We start from the raw sequence: 24466 nt of genomic DNA, 5'->3' as shown, positions 1-24466 counted from the left end.
GTTCGAGCCCCAATCAGTCGTCGCCCGCGGCCGGCCGTCGCGCCCGTCCGCTCCGCGGTCCCTCGAGGTCGACGCCCGGCAACAGGTCGCGCAGGTAGCGGCCGGTGTGGGAGTCGTCGACCGCCGCAATCGCCTCGGGCGTGCCCGCGGCGACCACCTCGCCGCCCCCCTCGCCGCCCTCCGGCCCGAGGTCGACGATGTGGTCGGCGTTCTTCACCAGGTCGAGTTCGTGCTCGACGACGACGACCGTGTTACCGTCGTCGACCAGCCGGTGCAGTACGTCGATGAGCTTCCGCTCGTCCTCGCTGTGCAGGCCGGTCGTCGGCTCGTCCAGCAGATACAGCGCGTCCCCGGAGTCCTGCTTGCCGAGTTCCTCGGCCAGTTTCACGCGCTGGGCCTCCCCGCCGGACAGCGTCGTCGACGGCTGGCCCAGCCGCATGTAGCCCAGGCCGACGTCCTTCAGCAGTTTCAGGCGCCGCCGGATGCCCGAGTGGCCCTCGAAGAACTCGTGGGCCTCGTCGACCTCCATATCGAGGACGTCCGAGATGGTGGCGTCCTTGTAGGTCACTTCGAGCGTCTCGTCGTTGTAGCGGGCGCCGTCGCACTCCTCGCAGGGGACGTAGACGTCGCTGAGGAAGTTCATGTCGATCTTGACGGTCCCCTGGCCGCCGCAGGACTCACACCGGCCGCCCTTGACATTGAACGAGAAGCGGCCCTTCTCGTAGCCGCGCCGCTTGGCCAGTTTCGTCTCGGCGAACAGCTCCCGGATGTGGTCGAAGACGCCGGTGTAGGTCGCCGGGTTCGAGCGGGGCGTCCGGCCGATGGGCGACTGGTCGATGAGCCGGACCGTCTCGACGTCGTCGACACCCTCGATGTCGTCGTGCTCCCCGGGGTAGACGTCGGTGTCGTTCATCCGCCGCACCAGCCCCTTGTAGAGGATCTCGTGCAACAGCGTCGACTTCCCCGATCCCGAGACACCCGTAATCGCCGTAAAGCAGCCCAGCGGGAACTCGACGTCGACGTCCTTCAGGTTGTGCTGGCGGGCGCCCCGGACGGTGAGGTGGCCGTCGCCCTCCCGACGCCTTTCGGGCACCGGAATCGCCCGCCTGCCCGCGAGGTAGTCGCCCGTCACGGAGCCGTCGGCGGCCATCACGTCCTCGACGTCGCCGTTGACGACGACCTCGCCGCCGCGCTTGCCGGGACCGGGACCCATGTCGATGACGTTGTCGGCCCGCCACATCGTCTCCTCGTCGTGTTCGACCACGAGGAGGGTGTTGCCCAGGTCGCGCAGTCCCTCCAGGGTGTCCAGCAGCTTGTCGTTGTCCCGCTGGTGGAGGCCGATGGAGGGCTCGTCCAGCACGTACAGCACGCCGACCAGCCCGGAGCCGACCTGCGTGGCGAGGCGGATGCGCTGGCTCTCGCCGCCCGACAGCGTCGAGGCCTCCCGGTCCAGCGTCAGGTACTCCAGGCCGACCTCCTCCATGAAGCCGAGGCGGGCGCGTATCTCCTTCAGTATCTCCTCGGCGATGGTCCGCTCGCGGTCGTCGAGGTCGGCGTCCAGCCCCTCGAAGTGCTCGAGCGCGTCGCCGATGGACATCCGGTTGACCTCGGTGATGGCGGTGTCGGCGACCAGCACCGCCCGCGACTCGGGCTTGAGGCGCGTCCCGTCGCAGGCCGGACAGGTCGTCGTCGCCATGTAGTTCTCGATGTGGTCCCGCGTCCCTTCGGAGTCCGTCTCGACGTACCGCCGCTCGAGGTTCGGGATGACTCCCTCGAACCGCTTCTCCTTGCGCCGGGTACCGTTCTTGGTCTGCCGCTCGAAGACGACCTGTCCGTCGGTACCGTAGAGGAACGCCTCCTGTACGTCGGCGTCCAGTTCCTCGAAGGGCGTCTCGACGCTCACGCCGAAGTGTTCGGCCACCGAGTCGAGCCGCGTCCGATAGTACGACCGGTTGTAGCTCCAGGCCTCGAAGACGTCCTTGATGGGCTTCGAGCGGTCTCTGACGACGAGGTCCTCGTCGACCTCCTTGGTCTCGCCGATACCCTCACACTCCGGGCAGGCGCCGTGCGGGGAGTTGAACGAGAACGACCGGGTCTCGATCTCCGGCAGGTCGATGCCGCAGTGGGTGCAGGCCAGTTCCTCGGAGAACTCGACGACCCCGCGGTCGTCCTCGTCGCCAGCCAGGTCGCCCGTCGAGCGTGCCTCGGTGCCGACCTCGGCGTCCGCCGGCGGGTCGGGGAGGACGACCTTCAGCACGCCGTCGGCCTCCCCGAGGGCGGTCTCGACGGAGTCGGTGATGCGCGAGCGGTCCGACTCCCGCAGTTTCACCCGGTCGACGACCACGTCGATAGTGTGGTCGTAGTTCTCGTCGAGGTCCGGCGTCTCGGTCGCCAGGTCGAACTCCTCGCCGTCGACCTCGACGCGGGCGTAGCCCTCGCCGAGGAGTTCCTCGAAGAGGTCCTCGAAGGCGCCCTTCTGGTCGCGGACGACGGGCGCACACAGCTTCGCCCGCGTTCCTTCCGGTAGCTCCAGCAGCCGTCGAACCATCTGCTGGGCGCTCTGCTCGCCGACCTCGCGGCCGCACTCCGGGCAGTGGGGGGTGCCGACTCGCGCGTACAGCAGGCGGAGGTAGTCGTGGAGTTCGGTGACGGTACCGACCGTCGAGCGGGGGTTGTTGGCGGCGTTCTTCTGGTCGATGGAGATGGCGGGTGACAGTCCCTCGACGTTCTCGACCTGCGGTTTGTCCATCTGGCCGAGGAAGTTCCGCGCGTAGGCGCTGAGCGACTCGATGTAGCGGCGCTGACCCTCGGCGTAGACGGTCTCGAAGGCCAGCGAGGACTTGCCCGACCCCGAGAGGCCGGTGACGACGGTGAACTCCTCGCGGGGGATGGACACGTCGATGTCCTCGAGGTTGTGCTCGGAGGCACCACGGACGACGATGTCGTCGGTCATTGAATCCGGGAACGGACCGGCGGAGTGAAACCCTGTCGGTTGCGGCCGTCGTCCCCGGCGACGGGGTCAGCCGACGGGGTCGCCGGTCCGCCAGTAGTCGACGACGTCCCGCAGGACGGCCGTGGTCGTCTCGCCGGTCCGCCAGTCGTCGACCGCCGCCCGGAGGCCCGACGAGCCGACGGTCCCGTCGGATTCGGCGTAGTGGGCGGCGTCGTGGCCCTCGACGGTCAGCGTCCGTCCCGGCCCGAGGCCGAGTATCTCGTTTTCGCCGTTCCCGAAGGTGTCGGCCCCGAAGACGACCCCGCGGGCGTCGTAGCTCCCGGCCGGCAGCCCGTCCAGGGGGAGAGTCGCCTCGTAGGTCGTCTCGCCGGTCGGTTCGGCGGGGACCCGAACGGTCTGCTCGCCGGCGAGGACGACCTCGACGCGCTCGACGGTCCCGCCGGCCGTCCGGTTCAACTCGACGGTCGCCCCGATTGCGTCGCCGGTCTCGGCGGCGTCGGGGGTCTGGAGGTCGACCTCGTAGCCGGCGACGACCACCGCGGCGAGGGCCTCTATGTCGCCGTCGTAGACCACGACCGCGTAGGTCCCCGGGGCGACGCCGAGGTCGAACGTCGTCGTCGTGTCGCCGCCGCTCTTCCGCGAGGATCGGCGCACGTCGCCCGCCGAATCGTAGAGGTTGACGTCGTATCCTTCACCCGGCGGGCCGGTGGCCTCGACGGAGACCGTGCCGTTGCGCTCGCGCAGGGCCACCCGGTCGACGGCGTAGGTCTCTCCGCCGATGGATACCGACTGCGTCGGGATTTCGGTCGTCGCGCCGTCGACGGCGACGGCGTAGCCGCCCGCTGGAGCCGCTGCTGCCGTCGCTGCGAGGAGCGCGACCGCCGCGAGGGTGGCTGCTGTCCTGTACATCGGTGGGTGTCGATCCGGCGTCGACGTTGGCGGTCCTTCCGGGCGCGGGTATAAACTGCTTTCGAGGGGCGGACGGGGCGACCGACTGCCGGCTCTCGGCGGTTCTAGCGCGCCTCCTCCCGGGGCGCGTACCGGCCCTCGCGGTCGTAGACGATGTCGTCACGCTCGTAGTGGGTGTCGTACTCGACGGCGTAGACGATCGCGGTCGCCGTCGGGGGTACCTTGCCGGCGACGTTGAACCGCTCCGGGTAGTTCGAGCCGTTCGTCTCGATGGCGCCGGTGCCGTTGACGACGAGCGTGTAGGTGCCGACGACGCGCTCGTCGCCGGCCGAACTCTGGACGTTCCCGTATCCGATCTCGACGGGACCCTCGATAGTTCCCGGAATCTCGAGCGCGTCGCAGTTCGTCCCGTCGAAGGTGTGGTTACGGAGGTCGACGACCGCACGGGCGGTCGTCCGTGCGCACTGCTCGGAGGCGGTCGCGGGATCGCCCTGCGAGACGACGATGTCGGACCCCGACTGGTGGATGTACAGCTCCCAGTCCGTCGTTCCGTCGGAGACGTATACGTGGAAGGCTGCAGTGTCGGCGCCCTCGTAGAGGTCGTCCCGCGTCACGCTCAACTCGAACGCCGAGACGTTGTGCGCGTCGTCGGCGACGGTCCAGTCAGTCGCGTCGGCGTCGTCGTCCGGCGCGAACGAGCCGTCGGCGTCCTGCCGGAGCCGCCAGCCGTCGTGGGTGGTCCAGTCGGCCTCGAAGACGGCCCCCCGTTCTGCCGCCGCGTCGGCCTGCGAGTCGACCCACGTCCGGAGGCTCTCGTCGAAGGTCGCCGTCGCGTGGACCGCCTTCCGGGTCGCGTTGTCGTTCGTCCGGTCGTAGGCGCCCTCGATGGCGGCTTCCATCCCCGAGGTGTAGGCGGTGGATCGTTCGGAGTCGGTCACTTCTCTGGTGGCGAAGTTCTCGGTGAAGATGGCCGCGTTGAGAACGAGCGCGAGTGCGACGAACGCCAGTCCCAGCAGCAGTCCGATGATGACGAGCAGCTGTCCGCGGTCGGCGCCGTCGTTCGTCGGCAACATTCGGGTGTGGGGGTAGTTCGCCCCCGGACACATGAAACTACGTGCGGTTACCACCCCGGACTGTCGGTTCTCGGTGCCGGCCGGCGATCCGTGGCCGCCTCAGACTGACTCGGGGAGCCACCCGCCGTCGATTTCGACGTTCTCGCCGCTGACGTATGCGGAGTCCTCGTCGACGAAGAACAGCAGTGCCTGCAGGAGGTCGGACGGCTCGGCCCACCGGCCACGCGGCGCCTCCTCGGGGAACTCGTCGCTCGTCTCGACGACGTACGGCGAGACGGCGTTGACCGTCACGCCGTCGTCCTGCGTCTCGGCGGCGAGCATCCGGGTGAACATGACGACGCCCGTCTTGGCGACGAAGTACGGGAAGTTCTTCGCGGAGACGTAGGCCCGTCCAGCCGAGGCGTAGCCGACGTTGACGATGCGGCCCCACCCGGCCTCGCGCATCGGTCCCAGCGCGCGCTTCGAGCACAGCATCGTCGTCGTCAGGTTCGTCTCGATGACGCGGTGCCAGGTTTCGAGGTCGATATCGCTCCAGTACTCCGGCGCGAAGTCGCCGACGTTGTTGACGAGGACGTCGACGGACCCCAGTTCGGCCTCGATTTCCTCGAAGCACGCCTCGACGGCCCCGGGGTCGGTCAGGTCCGCGCCGACGGTGACGGCGTCGACGCCCCGCTCGCGGGCCGTCTCGGCGGTCGCCTCGGCGGCCGCGTCGCTGGTATTGTAGTGGACGGCCACGTCGGCGCCGGCGTCGGCCAGCCCCAGCAGGAACGCCCGCCCGATGCCGCCCGCGCTCCCGGTCACGAGCGCGACCCGGCCCTCACAGTCCGGCTCGATCATACGCCGACTCCGGACGGGCGGGCCTTACCAGTTGGCCTCGCCATCGGCGGCGCGGGCCCGCCACTCGGCCTGCTGGCGGCGCTCGGCGGCGTGCCGTCGCCCGTCGGTCACGGCGTCGCGGGCCGCCGCCTCGAACGTCCGCGCGTCGGCGTAGAGGTCCGCCTCGAAGGCCTCCAGCAGTTCGTAGGTCCACCGGCCGGGCCCCTCCTCGCGGGGGACGACGCCCCGCGGCAACAGGTCGTCCCGGAGCCGGTCGGCGAGGCCGTCGTGGCCGCTCTCCCGGAACAGTTCCTCCGCCGCAGCCAGGTGGTCCATCGCGTGACCCGTCTCGTGGTGGAAGGCAACGAGTTGCCCGTGGGCCCGGTGGAGCCACTCGATGCCGAGTTCGACCCGGTGGATGGCTGACAGTTCCGTCTCCGTGAGGCTCGATTCATCCATGTGTTATGGTAACATTTACCGATACTTAGCCTCTCCGGCAGCCGAAACGGATAGGCGTCGCGGTGCCGTAGGCGGGGCAATGCGACGACGGGACCTCCTCCGTGCCGGTGGTGCGACGGTGCTGGCGCTCTCGGCCGGGCGAGCGGGCGCACAGACGGCGACCGACGCCGACGACTCGTTCGAACCGCTCGGTCGACTCACCCTGCCCGGCGCGAAGGAACTCGTCGCCGACGGCGACATCTCCTACGTGGCGACGACCGACGGCTTCGCGGTGGTCGACACCGCCGACCCGGCCGACCCGACGCTCCTGGCCGAGCGCCGTGACCTCCTGGCGGAGCATCCCGACGGGCCGCTGGTCGACGTCTTCGACGGCAAACTCGGCGGCGACTACTACGCGCTCGGCGCCCCCGGTGAACCGCTGGATGGCGTCCCCTACGCCGCCGTCGTCTTCGACGTCAGCGACCCGGCCGACCCCCAGCGGGTCCTCGCCCACGAGACCGACTTCTTCCACCACAACCTCGACACCGACGGCGAGACGCTGTACCTCTGCGGCAACGACGGCGACCGGAACCCGCTGGTCTGCGTTGACGTCGAGAGCGGCGAGGAACTGAGCCGGTGGTCCGTCCTCGACGCCGACGAGCGGTGGGCGGAGGTACACCCGAGCCTCCGGCAGATTCACGACGTCACCGTCGCCGACGGCGTCGCCTACTGCTCCTACTGGGAGGCGGGGACGTGGCTCGTCGACGTCTCCGACCCGTCGAACCCGACGCCGCTGGTCCAGCTCCGGGGACGCGACATCGAGACGCTGGCCGACATCGACTCGCAGTCGGAACGGCGGGCGGCGCTATACTCCTTGCCCGGCAACGACCACTTCGCCGTCCCGCGGGGGGGCGCCGACGGCCCGCTTCTCGCACTCAACGAGGAGGCGTGGGCGACCGAGGCCGACGCCACCTCAGCGGCCCTCGGCGGCGTCGAACTGTGGGACCGGGAGGCCGAAGAACGGCTCTCGCGCATCGAGGCGCCGCCCACCCCCGACCCGACGTTCGGCGGCGTCTGGACCACCTCCCACAACTTCGACTACGTCGGCGACCGCCTCTACACGGCCTGGTACCGCGGCGGCGTGAAGGTACACGACGTCTCCGACCCCCGCAAGCCGCGCGAGTTGGCCCACTGGCGGGACACGCCGACGACGGACTTCTGGACGGCCCAGGGCGCGGGCGACCACGTCGTCGCCAGTAGCTGGCGGGACTTCTCGACGGGGGACCCCGAGGAGGGCGCGGCCATCTACACGTTCCCGACGGTGGCATCGTCGACGCCGACGCCGTCCGCGACCGATCCACCCGCGACCGACGGGGGGACCGACACCACCGACGGGTCGGGCGCCGGGTTCGGCGCGCTGGCGGCCGGCGCGGGCCTCGGAGCGGCGGCGCTGTGGCGACGCTTGCAGGACTGATTCCCGGAGCGTCGAGCGTGCCCGGCGGGGACCGAACGCCGGTGTCCGTTCCTCACTCCGGCTGGTAGGGGTTGGTGGGTGTGTCGAGACGGTAGACGTCCTCGGCGGCGTCGAAATCGTCGTCCAGCGAGTAGAGGTACCCGAGCCCCTCCGCCTGCATGTACGCGACGATACAGGCGTCGACGAACGAGAACCGTTCGTACCGCCGGAACAGCGCCTTGGCCGTGGCGAACGCGTCGCTCGTCAGGCCGTCGACGTGGAACCGGGCGTTCTCCTCCACCCGGTCGAGGAAGTCGGCCGTGGCCTCGTGGCCCGCGTGTGTCGTCAGGCCGTTCAGCGTCTCCGCGAGTACGTAATCGAGAACGACCGCTTCCGGGAGCGCCGCGGTGTCGATGCCCCGGAGGATGGGGAGGGCCCGGTCGTGGGCGCCGTCGCGGCGGTACGCCGCCGCGAAGAGCACCGTCGTATCGACGACCGCTCGCGGCATCTACTCGACGCCCCACCCATCGTGTTCGTCCTCGACCGCCGTCGTCCGGTCCCCGTCGTAGCCGCCGAACTCGTCGAACGTGCCGCTGCGCTGCTGGAGGACCCGCACGCGGATCGTCCCGTCGTCCTCGACGTGCCAGCGGAGTCGGTCGCCGTCGTCGATGTCGAGTTCCCGACGGATGTGTGCCGGGATGTTCGCCTGGTTCCCCGACACCTTGCTCTCGGCGTCGACGCCCTCGCTGCTCATGGACGGGCGTAGGAACTGGCGCCACATAAACCGTAGTGTGCGGCAACACTACTCGTGTCGACGGAACGAAAGAGCCGTCACTGGAGCGCGTTCTCGATGGAGACGGCCACCTCGCGGGCGCGCTCGGCGAGCGGTTCGGTCACCAGTCCCTCGTCGACGGCGGCGTCGAGTTCGTCGTCGTCGACCCGCCGAATCTCGCCGTCGGGCAGTTTCACCACGTCGACGTGCAGGTCGACGTACTTCACGCGGTCGGGGAACACCTCCACGGGCGTACAGACGTTGACGTAGGTGCCGCGCCGCTGGCCCTCCTCGCCCTCGTAGACCGTCGCGTACCACCACCGGCCCTCGACGAACGTCGTCCGTGCGACGTCGCCCTCGCGCCGCTCGATGTCGAGGGCGTCGTAGGTGCCGCCCGCCGACATCTCCCGCTCGACGGTGACGGAGCCGTCCTCGTCGTCCCGCTCCACCACCTCGCCGCGCCCGAGCGTGATGGTCCGGCCGCTCGGCTTGCCGTGAGCGATGGCGACGGACCCGCCCTCTCGGGGTCCGAACTGCCCGGCGACGGCCCCGAAGGGGAACCCGTCGTCGGTCCACTCGGCGTCGCCGTCGGTGGGTCCGCGGACCGCCTCGGCGAAGTCGACGGCGGTGCTGGCGCCGTCGGCGCCCGCCTTGACCCGGTGGTGACCGGGCATCGTGGTCGTGACCCGCTCGCGGACGGCGTCGAGTTCGAAGCGGGACTCGCGGCCGAACCAGACCCAGGCGCCGGCCTGCGGTGCGACGACCCGCCCCGGCTCCTCGCCGTCGGCGTTGGCGACCGCGGCCATCAGTTCCTCGGCGCGGTCGCCGGCCCGTTCCAGCGCCGCCGCCATCGCGTCGAGGGAGGCGTCGTCGGCTGCCCGCGCCCACCGCGGCGCCCACCCCTCCGGCGGGTCGACGGGCAGGAGATCGGCCATCCGGGCCGTCTCCCCGCCCGCGCGGCCGTCGCCGCGGCGGAGTTCGACCAGGCCGCCCGGCACCCGGAGGTCCGTCGCCAGCGACGGCCGGGCGTCGCTCCACGGCGGTTCCGGCGAGGCGACCTGGACGCGGTAGTCGTCGCCCTCCTCGACGTAGCCCTCGACGCGGTCGTAGGGGAGAAATCCCTCGACGGAGCGGTCGTCGACGCGCCCCAGGTCGACCAGCGCGCCGGAACCGAGCGTCTCGGTGACGGTGCCGTAGAACACCGCCCCGCGCGGTGCGGGGTTCGGCCAGGCGAAGGCGTCCCGGCCGACCGCCCGGAGGCGCTCCCGGAGGGTTCCGACGGCCTCGGGGTCGCCCGCGACGCCGACGCCCTGCCGGTCGTCGGTCGTCCGAACGGTCGCGTCCGCCGGCGCGACCTCGAAGGCGCGGTCGAACCGCTCGCGGATGGGCGGCGACGCCTGGACCACCTCGTGGTCGGCGCCGAGCAACTCCGTCAGGGCCGTGGTGTAGATGCCCCGGACGCGGACGTTCATCGGCGCTCCCCCGGCCAGCGGCCGGTCGCGCGCGGTCGCGGACGGGTCATAGGTGCTGGCGGTCGGCGGCGAAGCGGACGCGGTCCCCGACGGTCGGTCCCAGCGTCAACTCGACGATGTCCCCGTCGAGGACGCGGCCGTCCTCGACGTAGGCGCCCCAGCCGTCGAACTTGACGTACCCGCGGAGGTCGGCGCCGTGGGTGTAGAGGTCGACGTACTCCAGGTCGTGTTCGGGGAACTCGGCGGCCGAGTGGGCCTTCTCCATGTCGGAGTAGACGGTCTCGCGGCCCTCGAAGAACGCCTCCAGTTCGGCGGCGGCCTCGGCGGTCGCCTCGACGACGGCCGCCGAAATCTCGCGTATTTCGGGCGTCGAGAGGCCGAACTCACGGAGGGCCCGCTGTGTTCGCTGGTCGAAGTGCATACCCGCCGTTGGAGGCGAGGGACCGAAAGCGTCCCGACTTCCGGGCGTCGCGTCGGTTCCGGCCGGCGCCCCTGTCACAACTGTTAGGGCGTTGCCGCGTCTGGTGACGGTATGGAAGACCCGGTCGAGGCCCGCGCGAACGAGTCCGAGGACCTCTACGACGTCGCCTCGTGGGAGCCCCGGACGGCGCTGGACAGGCTGGCGGTGAACATCCATCGCGGCGGAGTTCGGCTCCTGCGGTGGACCGTCTACGTCCTCGGGGCCGTCATCTTCCTCGCGTTCCTCGTGGGCGGCGCCGGCGCCATCATCATCGACAACCCGTTCGTCCTCGGGTTGGTCGTGCTGTCGGTGGTCCCGGCGGGCCTGCTGGCGCTGTACGTCTACCGGACCGACATCACGACCGACGAACCGGCGACGCTGATGGCGGCGACGTTCGTGCTCTCGATACTGTTCGCCGGCTTCGCCGCCGTCGTCAACACGAGGCTCAGCGGCCTCCAGGGTGCAGGCCTCCTCGGCGTCGTCCTCTACTACTACCTCGTCGTCGGCCCCGGCGAGGAGTTCGTGAAGATGCTCGCCGTCCGGCTGTACGCCTACCGCGACGACCGCTTCGACTCGGTCATCGACGGCGCGGTCTACGGCGCCGTCGCCGGACTCGGCTTTGCGACAATCGAGAACGTCCTCTACATCACCCAGAACCTCCAGGGATCCGGCGCGGTCATCACCACGATGGCCGTGGACTTCCTCGCGCAGTTCTCCGAGGCCGTCGAGGCCGGCGGTCAGATCACCGCCGTCCGCAGCCTCGCGGGACCGGGCCACGTCATCTACTCCGCCTTCGCGGGCTACTACCTCGGGCTGGCGAAGTTCAACCGCGACAACGCGGTTCCAATCATCATCAAGGGGCTCATCATCGCCGCCTTCATCCACGCCACCTACAACACCCTGGTCGGCATCGTCCCGGGGCTGGTCAGTCTCGTCGTCCCCGGCGTCCCGACGCTCGTGCTGTTCTTCGGGTTCGTCGTCGTCTACGCCGGCCTGTTCCTCTACATCCTCTACCGGAAGCTGCAGCGCTACCGCCGGACCTACAAGCGGGTCCACGACGACGTCGAGAATCCCGAGGAGATGGCCCCCGACCGGACCGAGTTCGACGCCGACTGATACTGCCGGCTGTAATTACGTGACGGCCGTTTCGTGACGTTCGACAGTAGCCGTTCTGTTGGGGTCTCGCCACCACTGGTTTAGATAGTTACAGCCGGCAGTATGTCCCTCAGCGGTAGCCCTCGGTGAGGCTCTCGACGTACTTTGCGACCACGTCGACCTCCAGGTGGACCGGGTCGCCGACCGACTTCTCCGACAGCGTCGTCAACTCGTAGGTCGCGGGGATGATGGCGACGGTGAACTCGCCCTCGTCGAGGTCTGCGACGGTCAGCGAGATGCCGTCGACGCCGACCGAACCCTTCTCGACGACGTAGCGGGCGAGGTCGTCGGGCAGCGAGAAGCCGAACACCCAGTCGTCGCCGAGGCGCTCGATTCCGGTCACCTCGGCGACGCCGTCGACGTGGCCCTGTACGAAGTGGCCGTCGAAGCGGCCGTCGGCGGGCAGCGCACGCTCGAGGTTGACCGCGTCGCCGGCCGTCACGCCGTCGAGGTAGGTACGTTCCAGCGTCTCCTCCGAGCAGAACAGCTCGAAGGTGCCGCCCCCGTCGCCGGTCTCGACCGCCTCGACGGTCAGGCAGGCGCCGCTGACCGAGATGCTCTGTCCGTGTTCGAGGTCGGGAGCGAACGACGCGGCGACCCCGATGCGGCGCCCCTCGGGTCCGTCCTCGACGAACGTGACCTCGCCGGTCTCCTCGACGATGCCGGTGAACATACCGCGTCTACGGCCGGGGGGGTCGAAAGGGTGTCGTGACGCGAGTCGCGAGTCGCCGAGGGGAGCGAGGCGACTCGATGGACGAGCGGAGAGGTATCGAGCCGCGAGTCGCCGAGGGGAGTGAGGGGACTCGGATGGACGAGCGGCGACGAGTGGAGCCGCGAGTCGCCGGGCGGACAGTACCCGCGCGAAGACGGGGACGAGCGAACGGCGGGCTTTTGGGCTCCGACGACGATGTCCGGGTATGAACGTCCTCGACACGCTGGCGCTGTTCGGCGCGGCGGCGCTGGCCGCGCCCATCGGTCTGCTGGGCGTCGAGTTCCTCGTCGGCGGGCGGACGCTGGCTGGCGTGGGCTTTCTGGCCGTCGCCGCCGGCCTGCTCGTCGGCATGGTCTACCGGCCGGACCCGGTGGACATCGTCGGCGGAAAGGCGCTGGGCTGGCTCCAGTCGGGCGCCGACGACGACCCGGAGGGCGAGTGAGCGGTGGCGCTCGGCATCGTCCGGTCGCTGCAACTGCTCGGGACGCTCGTCGTCGCCGCGCCGGTCGGACTCGTCGGCCTGTTCAACGCCCTGGAGGGGCGCTTTCTGCTGGGAGCCTTCTTCCTCGCGACGGCGCTCGGACTCGTCGGCGTCAGCGAGTACGTCTACACGCGGCTGACCGACCGGACGATAGGGCGGCTACGGCGGCTGCGGACCCTGCGGTAGCCGGGTCGCGTGGAACATTCCGTAGGAGCGCGGGCGCGTGACGCTGCCGGGACGCGTCGCGGCGGCCCGCCTCAGTCCGCGGTGGTCAGTTCGGCGCCGGTCGTCTGGGCCTGTTCGAGCACCTGCTCCAGCGGGACGTCGACCGGTTCGTTGTGCAGGAGCACGTCGATGGGAAGCGTCGGCGCGCCGCCGACGAGGTTCTCCAGCATGACGAGCCGTTCGCGGGCCCGCGACATCCCGACGTAGAAGACCCGGCGCTCGTTGTCCGTCAGCGTCGGGACGGGGTCGGAGTGCTTCGTGAACTCGGTGACGCCCTCGACGGCCTCGGGGTCCTCGACGGAGGCGGCCATCTGCTCGACGACCTTCTCGGTGAGGTCGGTGGCGACGAAGACGTGGTCGGCCTCCCGGCCCTTCGCGGAGTGGATGGTGCCGAGGCGGAGCCGGGAGGGGTCCATCCCCCGGTAGTCGCCCGCGAAGTACGCCTCGACGGAACGCTCCTGGAAGTTCGACACCTTCGTGAGCATGTCGCCGGCCGAGGCCGGGCCGGGCGCGAAGGGGGCGTGCTCGTCGACGAACGCCGCGGGCAGTTCCATCTCGGTGAGGTCCTCGACGCCGGCGGCCTCCTGGCGCTCGTCCAGCGCCTCGAAGTAGTCGTCCCGTTCGCCGGTGCCGAAGGCGCTGTCGGCGAGCATCTCGCCGAGGCGCTGGGCCTGCAGGCCGTCGATGGGGTCGCCCTCGTCGACGGCCTCGATGGCGTCGACGTAGCCCTGCAAGCGGTCGGTCCACATCCGCTGGTCGGTCAGCGACTTGAACGGGATGCCCTCGTCGATGAACTCGTCCATGAACTGGAACATCTGGTAGCGGGCGCGGAACAGACACATCACGCTGCCCTCCCCGTCCTCCTCGAGGGTACCGCGGACGTTCCGCACGAGGTCCAGCATCGAGGGGTTGCGGACGGCTTCGACGGAACCGCCCTGCTTGCGGGGCTTGAGGTCCTTGTCCTGGCGCTTCTCGATGTGGTCGATCTGGGTGTTGACGACGTTGAGGATCTTCGACGGTAGCCGGTAGGAGTTCGGCAGCACGACATCGTCGTCGACCTCCTCGTCGAGAAGGAGGTTCGGGTCGGCGCCCTGCCAGGCGTAGACGACCTGGTCGTCGTCGCCCGCGATGAGGACGGTGTCGACGTGGGGTTTCCACTCGTCGTAGACGCCGTACTGCAGCGTCGTGATGTCCTGGAACTCGTCGATGACGAGGTGGTCGACGTTGGGGACCAGCGAGCGCTGCTTGACCCGCTCGAGCATGTCGGCGAAGCCGACGACGCCGTTCTCGCCCTTGTAGGAGCGCCACGCGCGGATGGCCTCGGGGATGTCGACCCGGTCGTCCGAGGAGGGCCACGTCGGCGTGTACTTGTTGCCCGTCTGGGCCTCGTCGTCGATTTCTGGGGGGAGGCGTACCTCCTCGTCGTCCCACTGGAAGGGAACGTCGTACCAGTCGGCGACGTCGCGTTCGGTCCGCTGGAGCCACTGCGAGGTGGCGATGATCTTGTTACCGAGCGTCGTCGACCGCGCCGAGCGCCGCCGGGCGGACTTGTACTCGTCCTCGAACTCGATGCCGTACTCCTCGCAGAATGCCTCCTTGTCGTCCTCGCCGACGACGTCGCCCCGCGAGAGGTTCAGCAGTTCGTAGGCCTTCGCGTGCATCGTACAGACGTTGCCACGGAGCGACTTCGGACTGCGGTCGAGTCGTTCCGAGAGGCGTTCGCGGACCTCGGTGGCGGCCGCCCGGGTGTAGGAGACGACCAGGATGTCGTCGACGTCGACCCCCTCGTCGAGCATCTCGTCGACCCGGTCGAGCAGCGCGGTCGTCTTCCCGCTGCCCGGGCCGCCGAACAGTCGTGTCACATGGGTGGAATGGGTCATTACTCGTCTAACGCCACGCGGCCGTATAAAACGAGTGCTTGCGACCGACGGCGCCAGCGACCCACAGCGGCCGCTTTCGGGTGTCGCACGCCGAAAACGCGGGTCGGGTCAGTTGGGCTGCCAGCCGCAGACCGTACACGACGACGCCTCGAGCCCGTGGAGCCCGCCGCAGTCCGGGCACCGTTTCTTGTTGTAGTCGCGCTCCCAGGAGAGAGACTCGGTTTCGTGCCCTCGCTCGTCGAGGAACTCGTCGAAGATGTCGTCGTTTGCGGTCGCCATACAGGCCCCCGTTGGCGTACCACGGGCATAAACTCTGTGGTAGCTGTTCGCACGGTAGGTGGTGTCGTGGGGTGCGGGGGCGGTGTTCAAATAAGCGTGCGAACGTACCGCCGTAGATTCTGCCAGATTTCGTTGATGTCCACTGAGTGCTGCTGCATACAGGGCGCGTATCTTGCAGAGTGATGCGCCCTGAACCACCTGGGAAGTAGATATGCTTATTGACCGACGGGAATCCTATCAGTTCCAAGTGATGTTCTGAGTGGCGTGCAAGATACAGGGCGCGAGTCTTGCACGGGTTGAAGCTCGATGTTGAAGGCCAGTGATCGGTCGGTACAGTTGATGTATGAGTGAACCATACAGCCCAGTGGCCAGTCAATCATAGGGATTGTTGCAATTCCCTGCTTCCCGAGTCGTTCTTTTCCCTCAGGGATGATCGAAACAGTGTTAGCCTGAGTCCCCGTCCAGTTCGCGTTGCCGATAGTCCAGACAGAACAGGCCTGCTCTGGCCTGAATGGCGACGAGTTTCCAGATCGGGAGCGTCTCGTAATCGAGTTCGCCCCGAAGTTCTCCAATCCACTTGTGAAATACGTTTTCAAGTGCCTCTTTTGCGTCGAGCAGCCGGTTGCGTGCCTCATCCTCGGCACCCATTACCGCATGATCGATGGCACGGAGCAACATACCGACGTACGGAAGCAACTGGTAGTCCCTGACGTACCGAGCGTCCACCGCCTGAGCGGCCGTCGCCGGTTTGTCGGTCTCCGGAGACGCCGCCGCCCACTCGACTTTGTCGTCGTACTGGTCCTCGAAAAAGAAGGCCGTTCCCGTCGCTTCCTGGGCCATCGGCGTGTCGGGTAGAAACTTCTCGACCGCCATCGCCGCGGCCTGCCATTCCCGGAGCAGTTGACGTCGCCGTTCGGTCCCCTCGCGGATGACCGCCTCGCGGCTCAGATCCAGTTCGGTTTCGTCGCTAATCCGTGGCTCGTAGAAGTACGGCAGTTCGACGATTATCTCGACGACGTCCTCGTTGAACTGGTGGGCGTGGTCGTATGCATTCCCTCCGAGCAGCACCTCCTCCGGATCGGTGTGTTCGTCGCCGACTGCGTCCTTGTACTGGTCCTCGAACGTTTGCAAGCAGTAAAACGGCTCCTCGAACGCCTTCGAATCATACACCTCAGGTTCGCCGAGATCTAGTGGGATACCGTACTCATCGGGGAGGTCCCGTAACGGTTCCCACAGTGGCTCAAGCGGTTCGGTGAACAAGTAGTAACAGCCTCCGAAGCCGGTGTTGTGAAAGCTGTAGATCAGGTCGGGATGATGGGTTTCGATCAAGTCGGCTAACCCCTGCGTCGCCGGGATTGGGTCGTCGAAGACGTATTGTTCGTGCTCGACGGGGAAGGTCGCTTCGACCTGCCTGTGGGGTGGTGGTCGGTAGAAGTTCGTCGCGTAGTTGGCGAGCGTGAACGGTCCATCGAACCACCCCTCGTTCTTTTGTACACCGTCGGGATCAGCGACCGGCAGACAAACGAACTCGTAGTCCAAAGACGCCCGCAGTTCATCGTTGTCAGCGAGTTCGTGCAGCAAGAAGTCGATCGTCATCGAGCCGATCGGTTCGTTGGGGTGTGGCGCGCCGAACAGCAGCGCGGTCCGTGACCCATCGCCGACGGTTACCGCCCATAGCGGGTTTCCACCAGAGGAATCTCCAAGATCTTGGTAGGTGACGTGGTCGTGCTTGTCTGCAAGCGCCCGGTTGCGCTCACGGTGCTCTCTGACTGTAAAGAATGAGTCGTACCGAGGGATCGCATCGTCGAGCTCTGCGAACGAGCGCGGAGGGCCAGAGACGGGCATATTCGGCACTTCGGTCGCCGTGATTAAAAAATAACTATCCCCCCGGTCTGACAGTCAATTCACCACAGAACAGTCGAAACAAACAGAGTCAGTCTGCTGAACTCAGCCTCTGTATCTTGCACGGGTATCTTACCACCTGACGGATATATCGATATGTCTCGCGTTGGATTCCCCGCCTATATTCAGCAGCCGGACCCTGACAGATCTTAGGTAGCTACCGGGTCGGTCTGATATAATATTCCACTCATCTGAACACTACCGGACGCGGGTTACCGGCGGCTTTTGGTCGCCGGCGCCGTACGGCGAGGTATGACCGACCCCGAGGAGTTGTCGCTGGTACACGAGAGCCGCCCGGGCACCGTCTCGACGGACGCGCCCGCGGTCGTGTTGATCCACGGCCGCGGCACCAACGAGCGGGACCTCCTGCCGCTCGGCGCACAGTTGCCCGAGGAACTGCACGTCCTCAGCGTCCGCGCTCCCCAGGCGATGGGCGGGCCGAACAGTTACACCTGGTACGACCTGGACCTCTCGGCGGGCGGTCTCCACGAGAGCCAGCCGGACCCCGAGGGGTTCCGCCGGAGCCTCGAGTTGGTCCACGAGTTCGTCGACGGCGCCGTCGACGCCTACGACCTCGACCCCGACCGGGTGGGTTTGCTCGGCTTCAGCCAGGGGGCCATCACGAGCCTCTCGGCGCTCGTCGAGCGGCCCGACGCCTACCGGTGGGTGGTGGCGCTGAACGGCTACCTCGCCGCCGAACACGAGGACGCGGTCGACCACGCCGCCGGCAAGCCGGTGTTCGTCGGGTGCGGGACGATGGATCAGGTCATCCCGCCCGAGCGGGCCGAACGCGCCGCCGACCTGCTCGCCGAGGGGGGCGCCGAGGTCCGGTTCGAGCGCTACGGCGTCGGCCACGGCACGACACCCGAGGAGGTCACCGACGTCGTCGAGTGGCTCGAGGGCCGAATCTGACCGGGGCCTTCCGCCCGTTCAAATCCCGTCCATCACGCCGACGGAGACCCCGTGGTCGGTGTCCGCCTCGTGGCGCTCCGCCCGCGATTGGGCCGCGACGCGCGAAGGGTGAAAGCCGATCCGTCCGCACTCGGTGCAGCTTATCTCGTACATGCGACCGAGGGGTAGCAGTGTATATCATTAATTATAATCGTAATAACGCCCCGGCGCCGGCCGTCACCGCCGCCGCCCCCGACGTAAGCGGTGACTACTCGGGCCCGGTGTCTGCCCGCTTCGGACGACGCCGATCCACAACCCATTTGTTTAGGCTAACCTAGACCCGGGCATGGAGCTGTCCCGTCGGGACGCGCTCGGCGCGCTCGCGGCCATCGGTGTGGGGACGGGAACGGCCGCCTATGCCGTCCACGAGTCGCGCGAGTCGCCGGACGCCTCCGGTGGCCCCGCGCCGGACGTCGAGACGCTGGTCGCGGTCGCGGAGGTGGTGTACCCCAGCGAGGTGTCGGGCATCGAGGCGTTCGTCGGGGCCTACGCCGAGCGCCGCGCGGCGGCCGACGACGATCACGCCCGCGGGGTTCGCGCGGCCACCGAGGAGGTCGACGCCCACGCCAGCGAGTGGTACGACGCGCCGTTCGCCGACCTTCCGCCGGCCGACCGCGACTCGCTGCTGCGGGAGATGGGACTGGAGACCGCCGAGGAGGACCCGGAGGGGTCGACCGCCGAGCGGGTTCGCTACTATCTCGTCAACGACCTGCTGCTCGCGCTGTACGCCTCCCCGACCGGGGGCGAGTTGGTCGGCATCGAGAACCCCCAGGGCCACCCCGGGGGCACCGAGAGCTACCGGAGGGGACCGTGAGCGCCGACGTCTGCGTGATCGGCGCCGGGCCGGCCGGCGGCATCGTCGCCGCCGAACTCGCCGCCGACCACGACGTCGTGGTGCTCGAGGCCGGCCTCCGGTTCCCGGAGGACGACCGCGTGCGCCGGATGGAGCGGTCGATTCGACCGGCCTACGGACCACAGGATGTCTGGAACATGGGCGGTCCCCGCGACGCCTACACCACCGGGGGCCGCTTCTACCCGCTCAACGCCACCCGTGTGAAGGGCGTCGGCGGGTCGTCGCTGCACTGGCAGGGGATGGTGATGCGCCTCCACGAGGACGATTTCAATTCCGAGTCCCGCCACGGCGTCGGGCGGGACTGGCCCATCGACTACGAGGACCTGCGGCCCTACTACGCCCGCGCGGAGTCGGAACTGGGCGTGGCGGGCGCCTCGGACAACCCCTTCGCGCCGCCCCGCGAGCAGCCGCACCCGATGCCCGCGTTCCCGCCGTCGTACAGCGACTCGCTGTTCGCGGAGGCCTGCGAGGAACTCGAAATCACGACCCACTCGGTGCCGAACGCGCGCAACTCCGAACCGTACGACGGCGACGGCGCCTGCGTCGGCTACGGTAGCTGCCAGCCCGTCTGTCCGTCGGGCGCGAAGTACACCGCCGAACGCCACGTCGACCGCGCGGAGCGGGCGGGCGCCCGCGTCGTCGCCGAGGCCCCGGTCCAGCGGCTCGAACACGACGCCGCCGGCGAGCGCGTCACGGCCGCCGTCTACCGGAAGGACGGCGAGGAGCGCCGACAGGAGGCGCGGGCGTTCGTCGTCGCCTGTGGTGGCGTCGAGACGCCGCGACTCCTCCTGCTGTCCCGGAGCGAGGAGCACCCGGACGGTCTCGCCAACTCCAGCGGCGCCGTCGGCCGGTACTTCATGGACCACTGCTTCGCCGGGATGGGTGGCCGGTACGACGGCCCGACCCGCCAGAAGCACGTCGGCTTCAACACCACCGAGTCCCACCAGTTCTACGACGTGAGCGAGGCGGGCGGCCGGTTCAAACTGGAGTTCCTCAACTACGCCGGTCCGTCGCCGGTCGAGCAGGCGCTGACCGCAGAGGAGTGGGGCGACGACCTGCTGGCGCAACTCCGGGACGCCTACGGTACCTATCTCGGGCTGGGCGCGCTGGCCGAACAGCTCCCCCGCCCGGAGAACCGGGTCACGCTGGACCCCGAACGGACCGACGACCACGGCCGGCCCGTCCCCCGCATCGAGTGGCACGTCGACGACCACACCCGCCGGACGCTCGAACGCGCAAACGAGGTCCAGCGGTCCATCCTCGAGGAACTGGGCGTCGACCCCGAGTACGTCGTCGGTCCCGACAACACCGGTCCCGCCGCCCACCACATGGGCACCACCCGGATGGGCACGGACCCGACGGCCAGCGTCGTCGACCCCCGGCTCCGAACCCACGACCTCTCGAACTGCTGGATCGCCTCCTCGAGCGTCTTCGTCACCGGGGGCGCGATGAACCCGACGCTGACCATCGCCGCCCTGGCGCTTTTGGCCGCCGACCACCTCGACGAGGCGCTCTCGCAGTCGATTTAGGCAAACCTAAAAGTTCAAGTGCCGCCGTCGGATAGCTCTCCCCAATGAGTTCCCTCGAGACGGACGCGACGGACGAAAACGGGGCGGCCGCCGGAGACGAGCGCGACGACGAGTACACCTTCGACGACCTCAGCGTCGTGATGGGCACCTACAACGAGGAGGCGGCCATCGGGACGGTGCTCGAGGACATCGACGGGGTGACGGACGGCCGGGCCGAGGTGGTCTGCGTCGACGGCTCCGACGACCGGACGCCCGAGATCGCCGAGGAGCACGGCGCCCGCGTCATCCGCCAGGAGCCGCAGGGCTACGGCGTCGCCGTCGAGGCCGCACTCGATGCCGCCACCCGCGACGTGATCGTCACGACCGATTGCGACGACACCTACCCGATGGAGGCACTGCCCGAGTTCCTCGACGACATCAACGACGGCTACGACGTCGTCAGCGGCGACCGCCTCTACCACGGCGCCGAGGCGATGCCGGCGTTCAACCGGTTCGGCAACCACGCCTTCGCCGTCGTCGCCAGCGCCCTGCTCGGCGAGCGCGTCCACGACACCACCACGGGGATGCGCGCCTACAGAAGTGATGTGATCGAGGACATCGAGTGGACCGAGAACACCGGGCTCTCCGCGGAACTCCTCATGCGGCCGCTGGCCCGCGGCTACGATATCCGCGAGCGACCCATCACCTACGCCGAGCGCGCCGGCGAGACGAAACTCGACCCGCTGACCGGCGGCGCCGAGATAGCCAAGTCCATCCTCAAGGTCGGCGTCGAGGAGCGACTCGACGGCTGACCGCGGGCGGGCGAATCGCACGGAAGCGAGCGTATGTCCAGCATCTGAGAATCGGCGGGGCGGTTAAGCCCGGATGTCGCGTAGTTTCCCGAACCGATGGACATCAGTCGCCGGAACTTCGTTCGAATCGCGGGCGTTTCGACCGCCGTCGGGGTGGCCGGCTGTACCGGCAACGGGGGAAACGGCGGCGACGACACCGTCCCCGGCGAGGACTACCCGGCGATCGACGAGTGGCTCACCGAAACCGAGGTCGGCGACGCCGACGACACCTACGAGGGGACGCTTCTGGACCGCCGCGACAGCGACACCCTGACCATCGAGACGGGAGCGGCGGGCAACGGCGGCAACTTCGCGTACGCCCCCTCTGCCGTACTCGTCTCGACGGGCACCGAAATCGAGTGGTCCTGGACCGGGGAAGGCAACCCGCACAACGTCGAGGCCGAACCCGACGACCAGCTCGGGGAGTCCGATTACGAGTTCAGTTCGGGCGAGGCGGTCGGCGGCTCCGGCGTCCAGTTTACCTACACCATGGACACCGCGGGCATCGCTCTGTATCACTGCGAACCGCACCTCTCGCTCGGTATGAAGGGCGGTATCGCGGTCGAGTAGCCACCGCTGAGTGACCTGCCCCTGATCCGGGTACCACCCACCTCCTGCGTCGAAGCGCGTCCGTGCCTCGTCGAGCGACGCGACGAGGTTCGTCTCCGGCTTTTCGGTGTAGAGCGTCCGAAAGCGGTCCCCCGTCGTGGACGAGAACCCGGACGGTCAGGGGAGCGGATACAGCCGGACGGAGCCGTCGTCGACCGTATCCGGGAGGACGGCGCCGCCGTCCTCGATCTCTCCATCGAGGAGTCCTCGCTTGAGGACCTCTTCGCCGCCTACACGGGAGCGGCGCCGCCGGCCCTCGCCCCGGAGGCTGCCGGGGACCGGACCGACGCCGGGTCCGGGAAACCCGCGACCGACGACTCAGGAGAGGTAGCGCGATGACCTGGCCGACCATCGCACGCAAGGAGTTCGCCGACGCACTCGGGTCGCGGATGCTCTGGGGAATCGTCGCCGTCATCGCCGTGATGACGTCGCTGTCGGCGGGATTCTCGTTGCTGATCCCGGAGTTGGAGGGCAGCGCGGTGGCGGCCATCGGCGGCGCCTCGCAGTTCGCCGGCCTGCTCGTGCCGATCATGGCGCTGATCGCGGCGTATCTCGCCATCGCCGGCGAGCGCGAGTCGGGTAGCCTGAAGGTGCTGCTCGGACTGCCGCCGTCCCGTGGGGAGGTCCTGATGGGCAAGTTCCTCGGACGCGCCGGTGTCGTCACCATCGGACTCGTGCTCGGGTTCGCCGTCTCGGGGGTCGTCACCGCGGCCATCTACGGGACCCTCCCGCTGGTGGCGTTCGTCGGCACGACCGCCCTGACCGCGCTGCTCGGGGTCTCCTTCGTCGGCATCGCCATCGGCATCTCGGCGCTCACCGCGACCCGTGCCCGGGCGATGACGCTTGCGATCACCGCGTATCTGGGGCTGACGCTCCTGTGGGACCTCGTCCCGAACGCCGCCCACCTGCTGGTGACCGGCGAGATGCCCGGCGGGGTCGTCCCGGCGTGGCTCCTGCTCCTCCAGGGACTGAGTCCGACCGGCGCGTACAACGCGCTCACGCAGGCGCTGTTGCTCGGCGGGGGGACCGCAATCGAGGCGCGGATCGGCGGCCCGGCGCCCGTCTACCTCCATCCGGCCGTCTTTCTCGCCGTCCTCCTGGCCTGGACGCTCCTGCCGCTGGCCGTCGGCTATCTCGGCTTCCGGCGGGCCGACCTGAGCTAGCCGGTCCGACCCGTCGCTGCCCGGAGGCGTCGGCCGACCCGACCGGGACGAATCCGGCCCGCTAGGTCCCCGTCTGGAGTCACGCGGTCGGACGACCGTCGAACATCGAGGAAAGCGGCATCGTGGAGGCCGCGTGGCGTCGCTGCGGGAGTACTAATACCGGGGGCGTCGTACTCGACGGCGATGGCGACAGCGTCCTCGGGTTCCCGCTGGCGTGGCGGTGGACTCCTGTTCGGTCTCGGGATGGTCGGCGTCCTCGCCGTCGCCGTGAACGTCGCGCCGACGCTCCGGTCGACGCCGGGCCTGGAGTCGCTTTCCTTCCCTGCTCTCGTCGCCGTCGCCGCCGTGAACTCGACCCTCCTGCTCGTGGTGTTCGTCCTGCTGGGGACGCTCACCGCGCCGCGGGTGGGCCTCCGCTCGCACGTCTACGCCTGGGGGAGCGGCGGGACCCCCGACTGGGGCGAGCTACGCGAGGCGCTCCCCCTCGCTCTCGCCGTCGGCGCTGGGCTGTTCGTCGCCGCACTGCTGCTCGAACTCGCGTTCGCGCCCTTCGTGACGCTGCCGGCCGGCCCGCCGCTGACGGACGCCGAGACCCTGCAGGCGCTGGCCGCCTCGGCTCCGACGCGGCTCCTCTACGGCGGCATCACCGAGGAGTTGCTCCTCCGGTGGGGGCTGATGGCGCCGCTGGCCTGGCTGGGCTGGCGGGTGCGGTCGGCGCTGGGCGGCGCCGGCGACGAGCCGTCGCGGGCGACGATGTGGACCGCAATCGTCGTGTCGGCGGTCGCCTTCGGGGTCGGCCACCTGCCGGCGCTGGCGGCGACGCTCGAGTTGACGCCCGGTCTCGTCGTCCGGACCGTCACGATCAACGCCGTCGTCGGGGTCGGGTTCGGGTGGCTGTTCTGGCGTCGCTCCCTGGAGGCGGCGATGGTCGCACACGCCGGGTTCCACGTCACCCTCCTGGCCGTCTCGACCGGCATCGTCCTCGGGACCTGACTCCCCGAGGGGAACTCGACCGTCGGTCACACGGCGCTGCGACGCCGGCGGCACGGACGTCTCGTTCTCCATTTCCGGGAGTCAGGATAACGCATTCATCCGGGCGAGACCGATCTTCGATATGCACCGACGAACGGTCCTCGGTCTCGCCGGAACGACGGCAACCGCCTCGGTCGCCGGCCACTCGTCGTTCGACGGCTACGGTTCGAGGCCGACGGCCTCCCTGCCGGGAATCTCCCGGTCGGCGAGCCGACGACGTCGGCCGGTTCGGTTGTAACGATTCGTCCCCCACCGCATCCGTCTCCCTTCGACAGTCTCTCGAAAAGTGTCTTTAGCAGGATACACACAACGTAAAACGCCTGGAAACATAAGTGTATTCGAATACGAAACTATGGTATTCACGACGGTCCTGTTATCTACAGGCGGAGCAGGCCGAGTGCCTCGGGGTCGTACGGAAGACGAAGTCTTCCGGGATGACGAGAGAGCGAAGCTCTCTCGAACCACTTGACCCCGAGGCGGTTCACAGGAAACGCCGAAGTCAGGGACACTGAACGCGAA

Annotated in this window: 26 protein-coding genes; 12 read left to right on the top strand and 14 right to left on the bottom strand. The window is 68.8% G+C overall.

Translation table 11 applies throughout. The annotated features are described in order from the left end of the window. Positions 1–13 precede the first annotated feature (13 nt). From uvrA to NLF94_RS17480, 5 genes are all read right to left on the bottom strand, one after another. Positions 14–2953, bottom strand: a complete 2940-nt coding sequence (uvrA, locus tag NLF94_RS17500; protein ID WP_254838925.1) for an excinuclease ABC subunit UvrA — start codon at positions 2951–2953, stop codon at positions 14–16. 66 nt (positions 2954–3019) lie between these two features. Beyond that, entirely contained in the window at positions 3020–3862 is an 843-nt protein-coding gene (locus tag NLF94_RS17495) for a hypothetical protein (protein WP_254838924.1), read from the bottom strand. A gap of 104 nt (positions 3863–3966) precedes the next feature. Beyond that, positions 3967–4935 (bottom strand): hypothetical protein, encoded by a 969-nt coding sequence (locus NLF94_RS17490; RefSeq protein ID WP_254838923.1) that lies wholly within the window; start codon positions 4933–4935, stop codon positions 3967–3969. A gap of 99 nt (positions 4936–5034) precedes the next feature. Beyond that, the gene (locus tag NLF94_RS17485; protein ID WP_254838922.1) at positions 5035–5772 is read right to left on the bottom strand and encodes an SDR family NAD(P)-dependent oxidoreductase; all 738 of its coding nucleotides are present in this window, start codon (positions 5770–5772) and stop codon (positions 5035–5037) included. Between the two features lie 24 nt (positions 5773–5796). Beyond that, positions 5797–6210: an FUSC family protein gene (locus NLF94_RS17480; protein WP_254838921.1), complete on the bottom strand. Its 414-nt coding sequence runs from the start codon at positions 6208–6210 to the stop codon at positions 5797–5799. A 79-nt stretch (positions 6211–6289) separates the two neighbouring features. Here NLF94_RS17480 and NLF94_RS17475 point away from each other — a divergent pair, with 79 nt between their 5' ends. Beyond that, positions 6290–7663, top strand: coding sequence for an LVIVD repeat-containing protein (locus NLF94_RS17475; protein ID WP_254838920.1), 1374 nt, complete (start codon positions 6290–6292; stop codon positions 7661–7663). Positions 7664–7715: 52 nt separating this feature from the next. Here the strand turns inward: NLF94_RS17475 and NLF94_RS17470 are convergent, their stop codons facing one another. The 4 genes from NLF94_RS17470 to NLF94_RS17455 form a co-directional block, all read right to left on the bottom strand. Further along, complete coding sequence (locus NLF94_RS17470) at positions 7716–8150, bottom strand: type II toxin-antitoxin system VapC family toxin (protein WP_254838919.1); 435 nt, start codon at positions 8148–8150, stop codon at positions 7716–7718. Then, entirely contained in the window at positions 8151–8396 is a 246-nt protein-coding gene (locus NLF94_RS17465) for an AbrB/MazE/SpoVT family DNA-binding domain-containing protein (RefSeq protein WP_254838918.1), read from the bottom strand. A gap of 77 nt (positions 8397–8473) precedes the next feature. Continuing rightward, a complete protein-coding gene (locus NLF94_RS17460) occupies positions 8474–9886 on the bottom strand; it encodes a ribonuclease FAU-1 family protein (protein ID WP_254838917.1) in 1413 nt (470 codons plus the stop codon). 46 nt (positions 9887–9932) lie between these two features. Further along, positions 9933–10307, bottom strand: coding sequence for a DUF7532 family protein (locus NLF94_RS17455; RefSeq protein WP_254838916.1), 375 nt, complete (start codon positions 10305–10307; stop codon positions 9933–9935). 111 nt (positions 10308–10418) lie between these two features. On the opposite strand from NLF94_RS17455, the gene NLF94_RS17450 reads away from it, so the two are divergent. Next, entirely contained in the window at positions 10419–11462 is a 1044-nt protein-coding gene (locus NLF94_RS17450; RefSeq protein WP_254838915.1) for a PrsW family intramembrane metalloprotease, read from the top strand. A 109-nt stretch (positions 11463–11571) separates the two neighbouring features. On the opposite strand, the gene NLF94_RS17445 is transcribed toward NLF94_RS17450, so the two are convergent. After that, positions 11572–12174: a riboflavin synthase gene (locus NLF94_RS17445; RefSeq protein WP_254838914.1), complete on the bottom strand. Its 603-nt coding sequence runs from the start codon at positions 12172–12174 to the stop codon at positions 11572–11574. A 244-nt stretch (positions 12175–12418) separates the two neighbouring features. Here NLF94_RS17445 and NLF94_RS17440 point away from each other — a divergent pair, with 244 nt between their 5' ends. Continuing rightward, entirely contained in the window at positions 12419–12655 is a 237-nt protein-coding gene (locus NLF94_RS17440; protein ID WP_254838913.1) for a DUF7533 family protein, read from the top strand. Between the two features lie 3 nt (positions 12656–12658). Continuing rightward, complete coding sequence (locus NLF94_RS17435) at positions 12659–12880, top strand: DUF7533 family protein (RefSeq protein WP_254838912.1); 222 nt, start codon at positions 12659–12661, stop codon at positions 12878–12880. Between the two features lie 71 nt (positions 12881–12951). Here NLF94_RS17435 and NLF94_RS17430 read toward each other — a convergent pair whose 3' ends face one another. From NLF94_RS17430 to NLF94_RS17420, 3 genes are all read right to left on the bottom strand, one after another. Then, positions 12952–14799 (bottom strand): UvrD-helicase domain-containing protein, encoded by a 1848-nt coding sequence (locus tag NLF94_RS17430; protein WP_254838911.1) that lies wholly within the window; start codon positions 14797–14799, stop codon positions 12952–12954. A gap of 108 nt (positions 14800–14907) precedes the next feature. Further along, positions 14908–15078: an HVO_0416 family zinc finger protein gene (locus NLF94_RS17425; protein WP_254838910.1), complete on the bottom strand. Its 171-nt coding sequence runs from the start codon at positions 15076–15078 to the stop codon at positions 14908–14910. A 444-nt stretch (positions 15079–15522) separates the two neighbouring features. Further along, on the bottom strand, positions 15523–16923 hold the full coding sequence (locus NLF94_RS17420) for a M14 family zinc carboxypeptidase (protein WP_254838909.1): 1401 nt from the start codon (positions 16921–16923) through the stop codon (positions 15523–15525). Between the two features lie 309 nt (positions 16924–17232). On the opposite strand from NLF94_RS17420, the gene NLF94_RS17415 reads away from it, so the two are divergent. Next, positions 17233–17892: an alpha/beta hydrolase gene (locus NLF94_RS17415; protein ID WP_254838908.1), complete on the top strand. Its 660-nt coding sequence runs from the start codon at positions 17233–17235 to the stop codon at positions 17890–17892. 18 nt (positions 17893–17910) lie between these two features. On the opposite strand, the gene NLF94_RS20820 is transcribed toward NLF94_RS17415, so the two are convergent. Continuing rightward, entirely contained in the window at positions 17911–18045 is a 135-nt protein-coding gene (locus NLF94_RS20820; RefSeq protein ID WP_256558650.1) for a hypothetical protein, read from the bottom strand. A 172-nt stretch (positions 18046–18217) separates the two neighbouring features. Here NLF94_RS20820 and NLF94_RS17410 point away from each other — a divergent pair, with 172 nt between their 5' ends. The 7 genes from NLF94_RS17410 (at position 18218) to NLF94_RS17380 (ending at position 24185) form a co-directional block, all read left to right on the top strand. Continuing rightward, positions 18218–18745 (top strand): gluconate 2-dehydrogenase subunit 3 family protein, encoded by a 528-nt coding sequence (locus NLF94_RS17410; protein ID WP_254838907.1) that lies wholly within the window; start codon positions 18218–18220, stop codon positions 18743–18745. Then, positions 18742–20313: a GMC family oxidoreductase gene (locus NLF94_RS17405; RefSeq protein WP_254838906.1), complete on the top strand. Its 1572-nt coding sequence runs from the start codon at positions 18742–18744 to the stop codon at positions 20311–20313. Before NLF94_RS17410 ends, NLF94_RS17405 begins: the two co-directional genes overlap by 4 nt. Positions 20314–20357: 44 nt before the next feature. Then, complete coding sequence (locus NLF94_RS17400; protein WP_256558649.1) at positions 20358–21104, top strand: dolichyl-phosphate hexose transferase; 747 nt, start codon at positions 20358–20360, stop codon at positions 21102–21104. Positions 21105–21200: 96 nt separating this feature from the next. Then, a complete protein-coding gene (locus NLF94_RS17395) occupies positions 21201–21713 on the top strand; it encodes a halocyanin domain-containing protein (protein ID WP_254838905.1) in 513 nt (170 codons plus the stop codon). 374 nt (positions 21714–22087) lie between these two features. Beyond that, the gene (locus NLF94_RS17390) at positions 22088–22915 is read left to right on the top strand and encodes an ABC transporter permease (protein ID WP_254838904.1); all 828 of its coding nucleotides are present in this window, start codon (positions 22088–22090) and stop codon (positions 22913–22915) included. Between the two features lie 183 nt (positions 22916–23098). Beyond that, entirely contained in the window at positions 23099–23908 is an 810-nt protein-coding gene (locus NLF94_RS17385; protein ID WP_254838903.1) for a CPBP family intramembrane glutamic endopeptidase, read from the top strand. A gap of 121 nt (positions 23909–24029) precedes the next feature. Continuing rightward, complete coding sequence (locus tag NLF94_RS17380) at positions 24030–24185, top strand: hypothetical protein (RefSeq protein WP_254838902.1); 156 nt, start codon at positions 24030–24032, stop codon at positions 24183–24185. Positions 24186–24466 lie beyond the last annotated feature (281 nt).

This window comes from Natronomonas marina (assembly GCF_024298905.1).
Taxonomy (GTDB): domain Archaea; phylum Halobacteriota; class Halobacteria; order Halobacteriales; family Haloarculaceae; genus Natronomonas; species Natronomonas marina.
This window is presented reverse-complemented; position numbering and strand designations above follow the sequence as displayed.

Bases quoted from the DNA above. Each gene is read 5' to 3' on its own strand.
- NLF94_RS17440 (WP_254838913.1), top strand. From the start codon at position 12,419: ATGAACGTCCTCGACACGCTGGCGCTGTTCGGCGCGGCGGCGCTGGCC.
- NLF94_RS17495 (WP_254838924.1), bottom strand. From the start codon at position 3,862: ATGTACAGGACAGCAGCCACCCTCGCGGCGGTCGCGCTCCTCGCAGCG.
- NLF94_RS17385 (WP_254838903.1), top strand. From the start codon at position 23,099: ATGGCGACAGCGTCCTCGGGTTCCCGCTGGCGTGGCGGTGGACTCCTG.
- NLF94_RS17485 (WP_254838922.1), bottom strand. From the start codon at position 5,772: ATGATCGAGCCGGACTGTGAGGGCCGGGTCGCGCTCGTGACCGGGAGC.
- NLF94_RS17450 (WP_254838915.1), top strand. From the start codon at position 10,419: ATGGAAGACCCGGTCGAGGCCCGCGCGAACGAGTCCGAGGACCTCTAC.
- NLF94_RS17480 (WP_254838921.1), bottom strand. From the start codon at position 6,210: ATGGATGAATCGAGCCTCACGGAGACGGAACTGTCAGCCATCCACCGG.
- NLF94_RS17460 (WP_254838917.1), bottom strand. From the start codon at position 9,886: ATGAACGTCCGCGTCCGGGGCATCTACACCACGGCCCTGACGGAGTTG.
- uvrA (WP_254838925.1), bottom strand. From the start codon at position 2,953: ATGACCGACGACATCGTCGTCCGTGGTGCCTCCGAGCACAACCTCGAG.
- NLF94_RS17395 (WP_254838905.1), top strand. From the start codon at position 21,201: ATGGACATCAGTCGCCGGAACTTCGTTCGAATCGCGGGCGTTTCGACC.
- NLF94_RS17380 (WP_254838902.1), top strand. From the start codon at position 24,030: ATGCACCGACGAACGGTCCTCGGTCTCGCCGGAACGACGGCAACCGCC.
- NLF94_RS17400 (WP_256558649.1), top strand. From the start codon at position 20,358: ATGAGTTCCCTCGAGACGGACGCGACGGACGAAAACGGGGCGGCCGCC.
- NLF94_RS17470 (WP_254838919.1), bottom strand. From the start codon at position 8,150: ATGCCGCGAGCGGTCGTCGATACGACGGTGCTCTTCGCGGCGGCGTAC.
- NLF94_RS17410 (WP_254838907.1), top strand. From the start codon at position 18,218: ATGGAGCTGTCCCGTCGGGACGCGCTCGGCGCGCTCGCGGCCATCGGT.
- NLF94_RS20820 (WP_256558650.1), bottom strand. From the start codon at position 18,045: ATGTACGAGATAAGCTGCACCGAGTGCGGACGGATCGGCTTTCACCCT.
- NLF94_RS17465 (WP_254838918.1), bottom strand. From the start codon at position 8,396: ATGAGCAGCGAGGGCGTCGACGCCGAGAGCAAGGTGTCGGGGAACCAG.
- NLF94_RS17415 (WP_254838908.1), top strand. From the start codon at position 17,233: ATGACCGACCCCGAGGAGTTGTCGCTGGTACACGAGAGCCGCCCGGGC.
- NLF94_RS17445 (WP_254838914.1), bottom strand. From the start codon at position 12,174: ATGTTCACCGGCATCGTCGAGGAGACCGGCGAGGTCACGTTCGTCGAG.
- NLF94_RS17430 (WP_254838911.1), bottom strand. From the start codon at position 14,799: ATGACCCATTCCACCCATGTGACACGACTGTTCGGCGGCCCGGGCAGC.
- NLF94_RS17425 (WP_254838910.1), bottom strand. From the start codon at position 15,078: ATGGCGACCGCAAACGACGACATCTTCGACGAGTTCCTCGACGAGCGA.
- NLF94_RS17475 (WP_254838920.1), top strand. From the start codon at position 6,290: ATGCGACGACGGGACCTCCTCCGTGCCGGTGGTGCGACGGTGCTGGCG.
- NLF94_RS17390 (WP_254838904.1), top strand. From the start codon at position 22,088: ATGACCTGGCCGACCATCGCACGCAAGGAGTTCGCCGACGCACTCGGG.
- NLF94_RS17490 (WP_254838923.1), bottom strand. From the start codon at position 4,935: ATGTTGCCGACGAACGACGGCGCCGACCGCGGACAGCTGCTCGTCATC.
- NLF94_RS17420 (WP_254838909.1), bottom strand. From the start codon at position 16,923: ATGCCCGTCTCTGGCCCTCCGCGCTCGTTCGCAGAGCTCGACGATGCG.
- NLF94_RS17455 (WP_254838916.1), bottom strand. From the start codon at position 10,307: ATGCACTTCGACCAGCGAACACAGCGGGCCCTCCGTGAGTTCGGCCTC.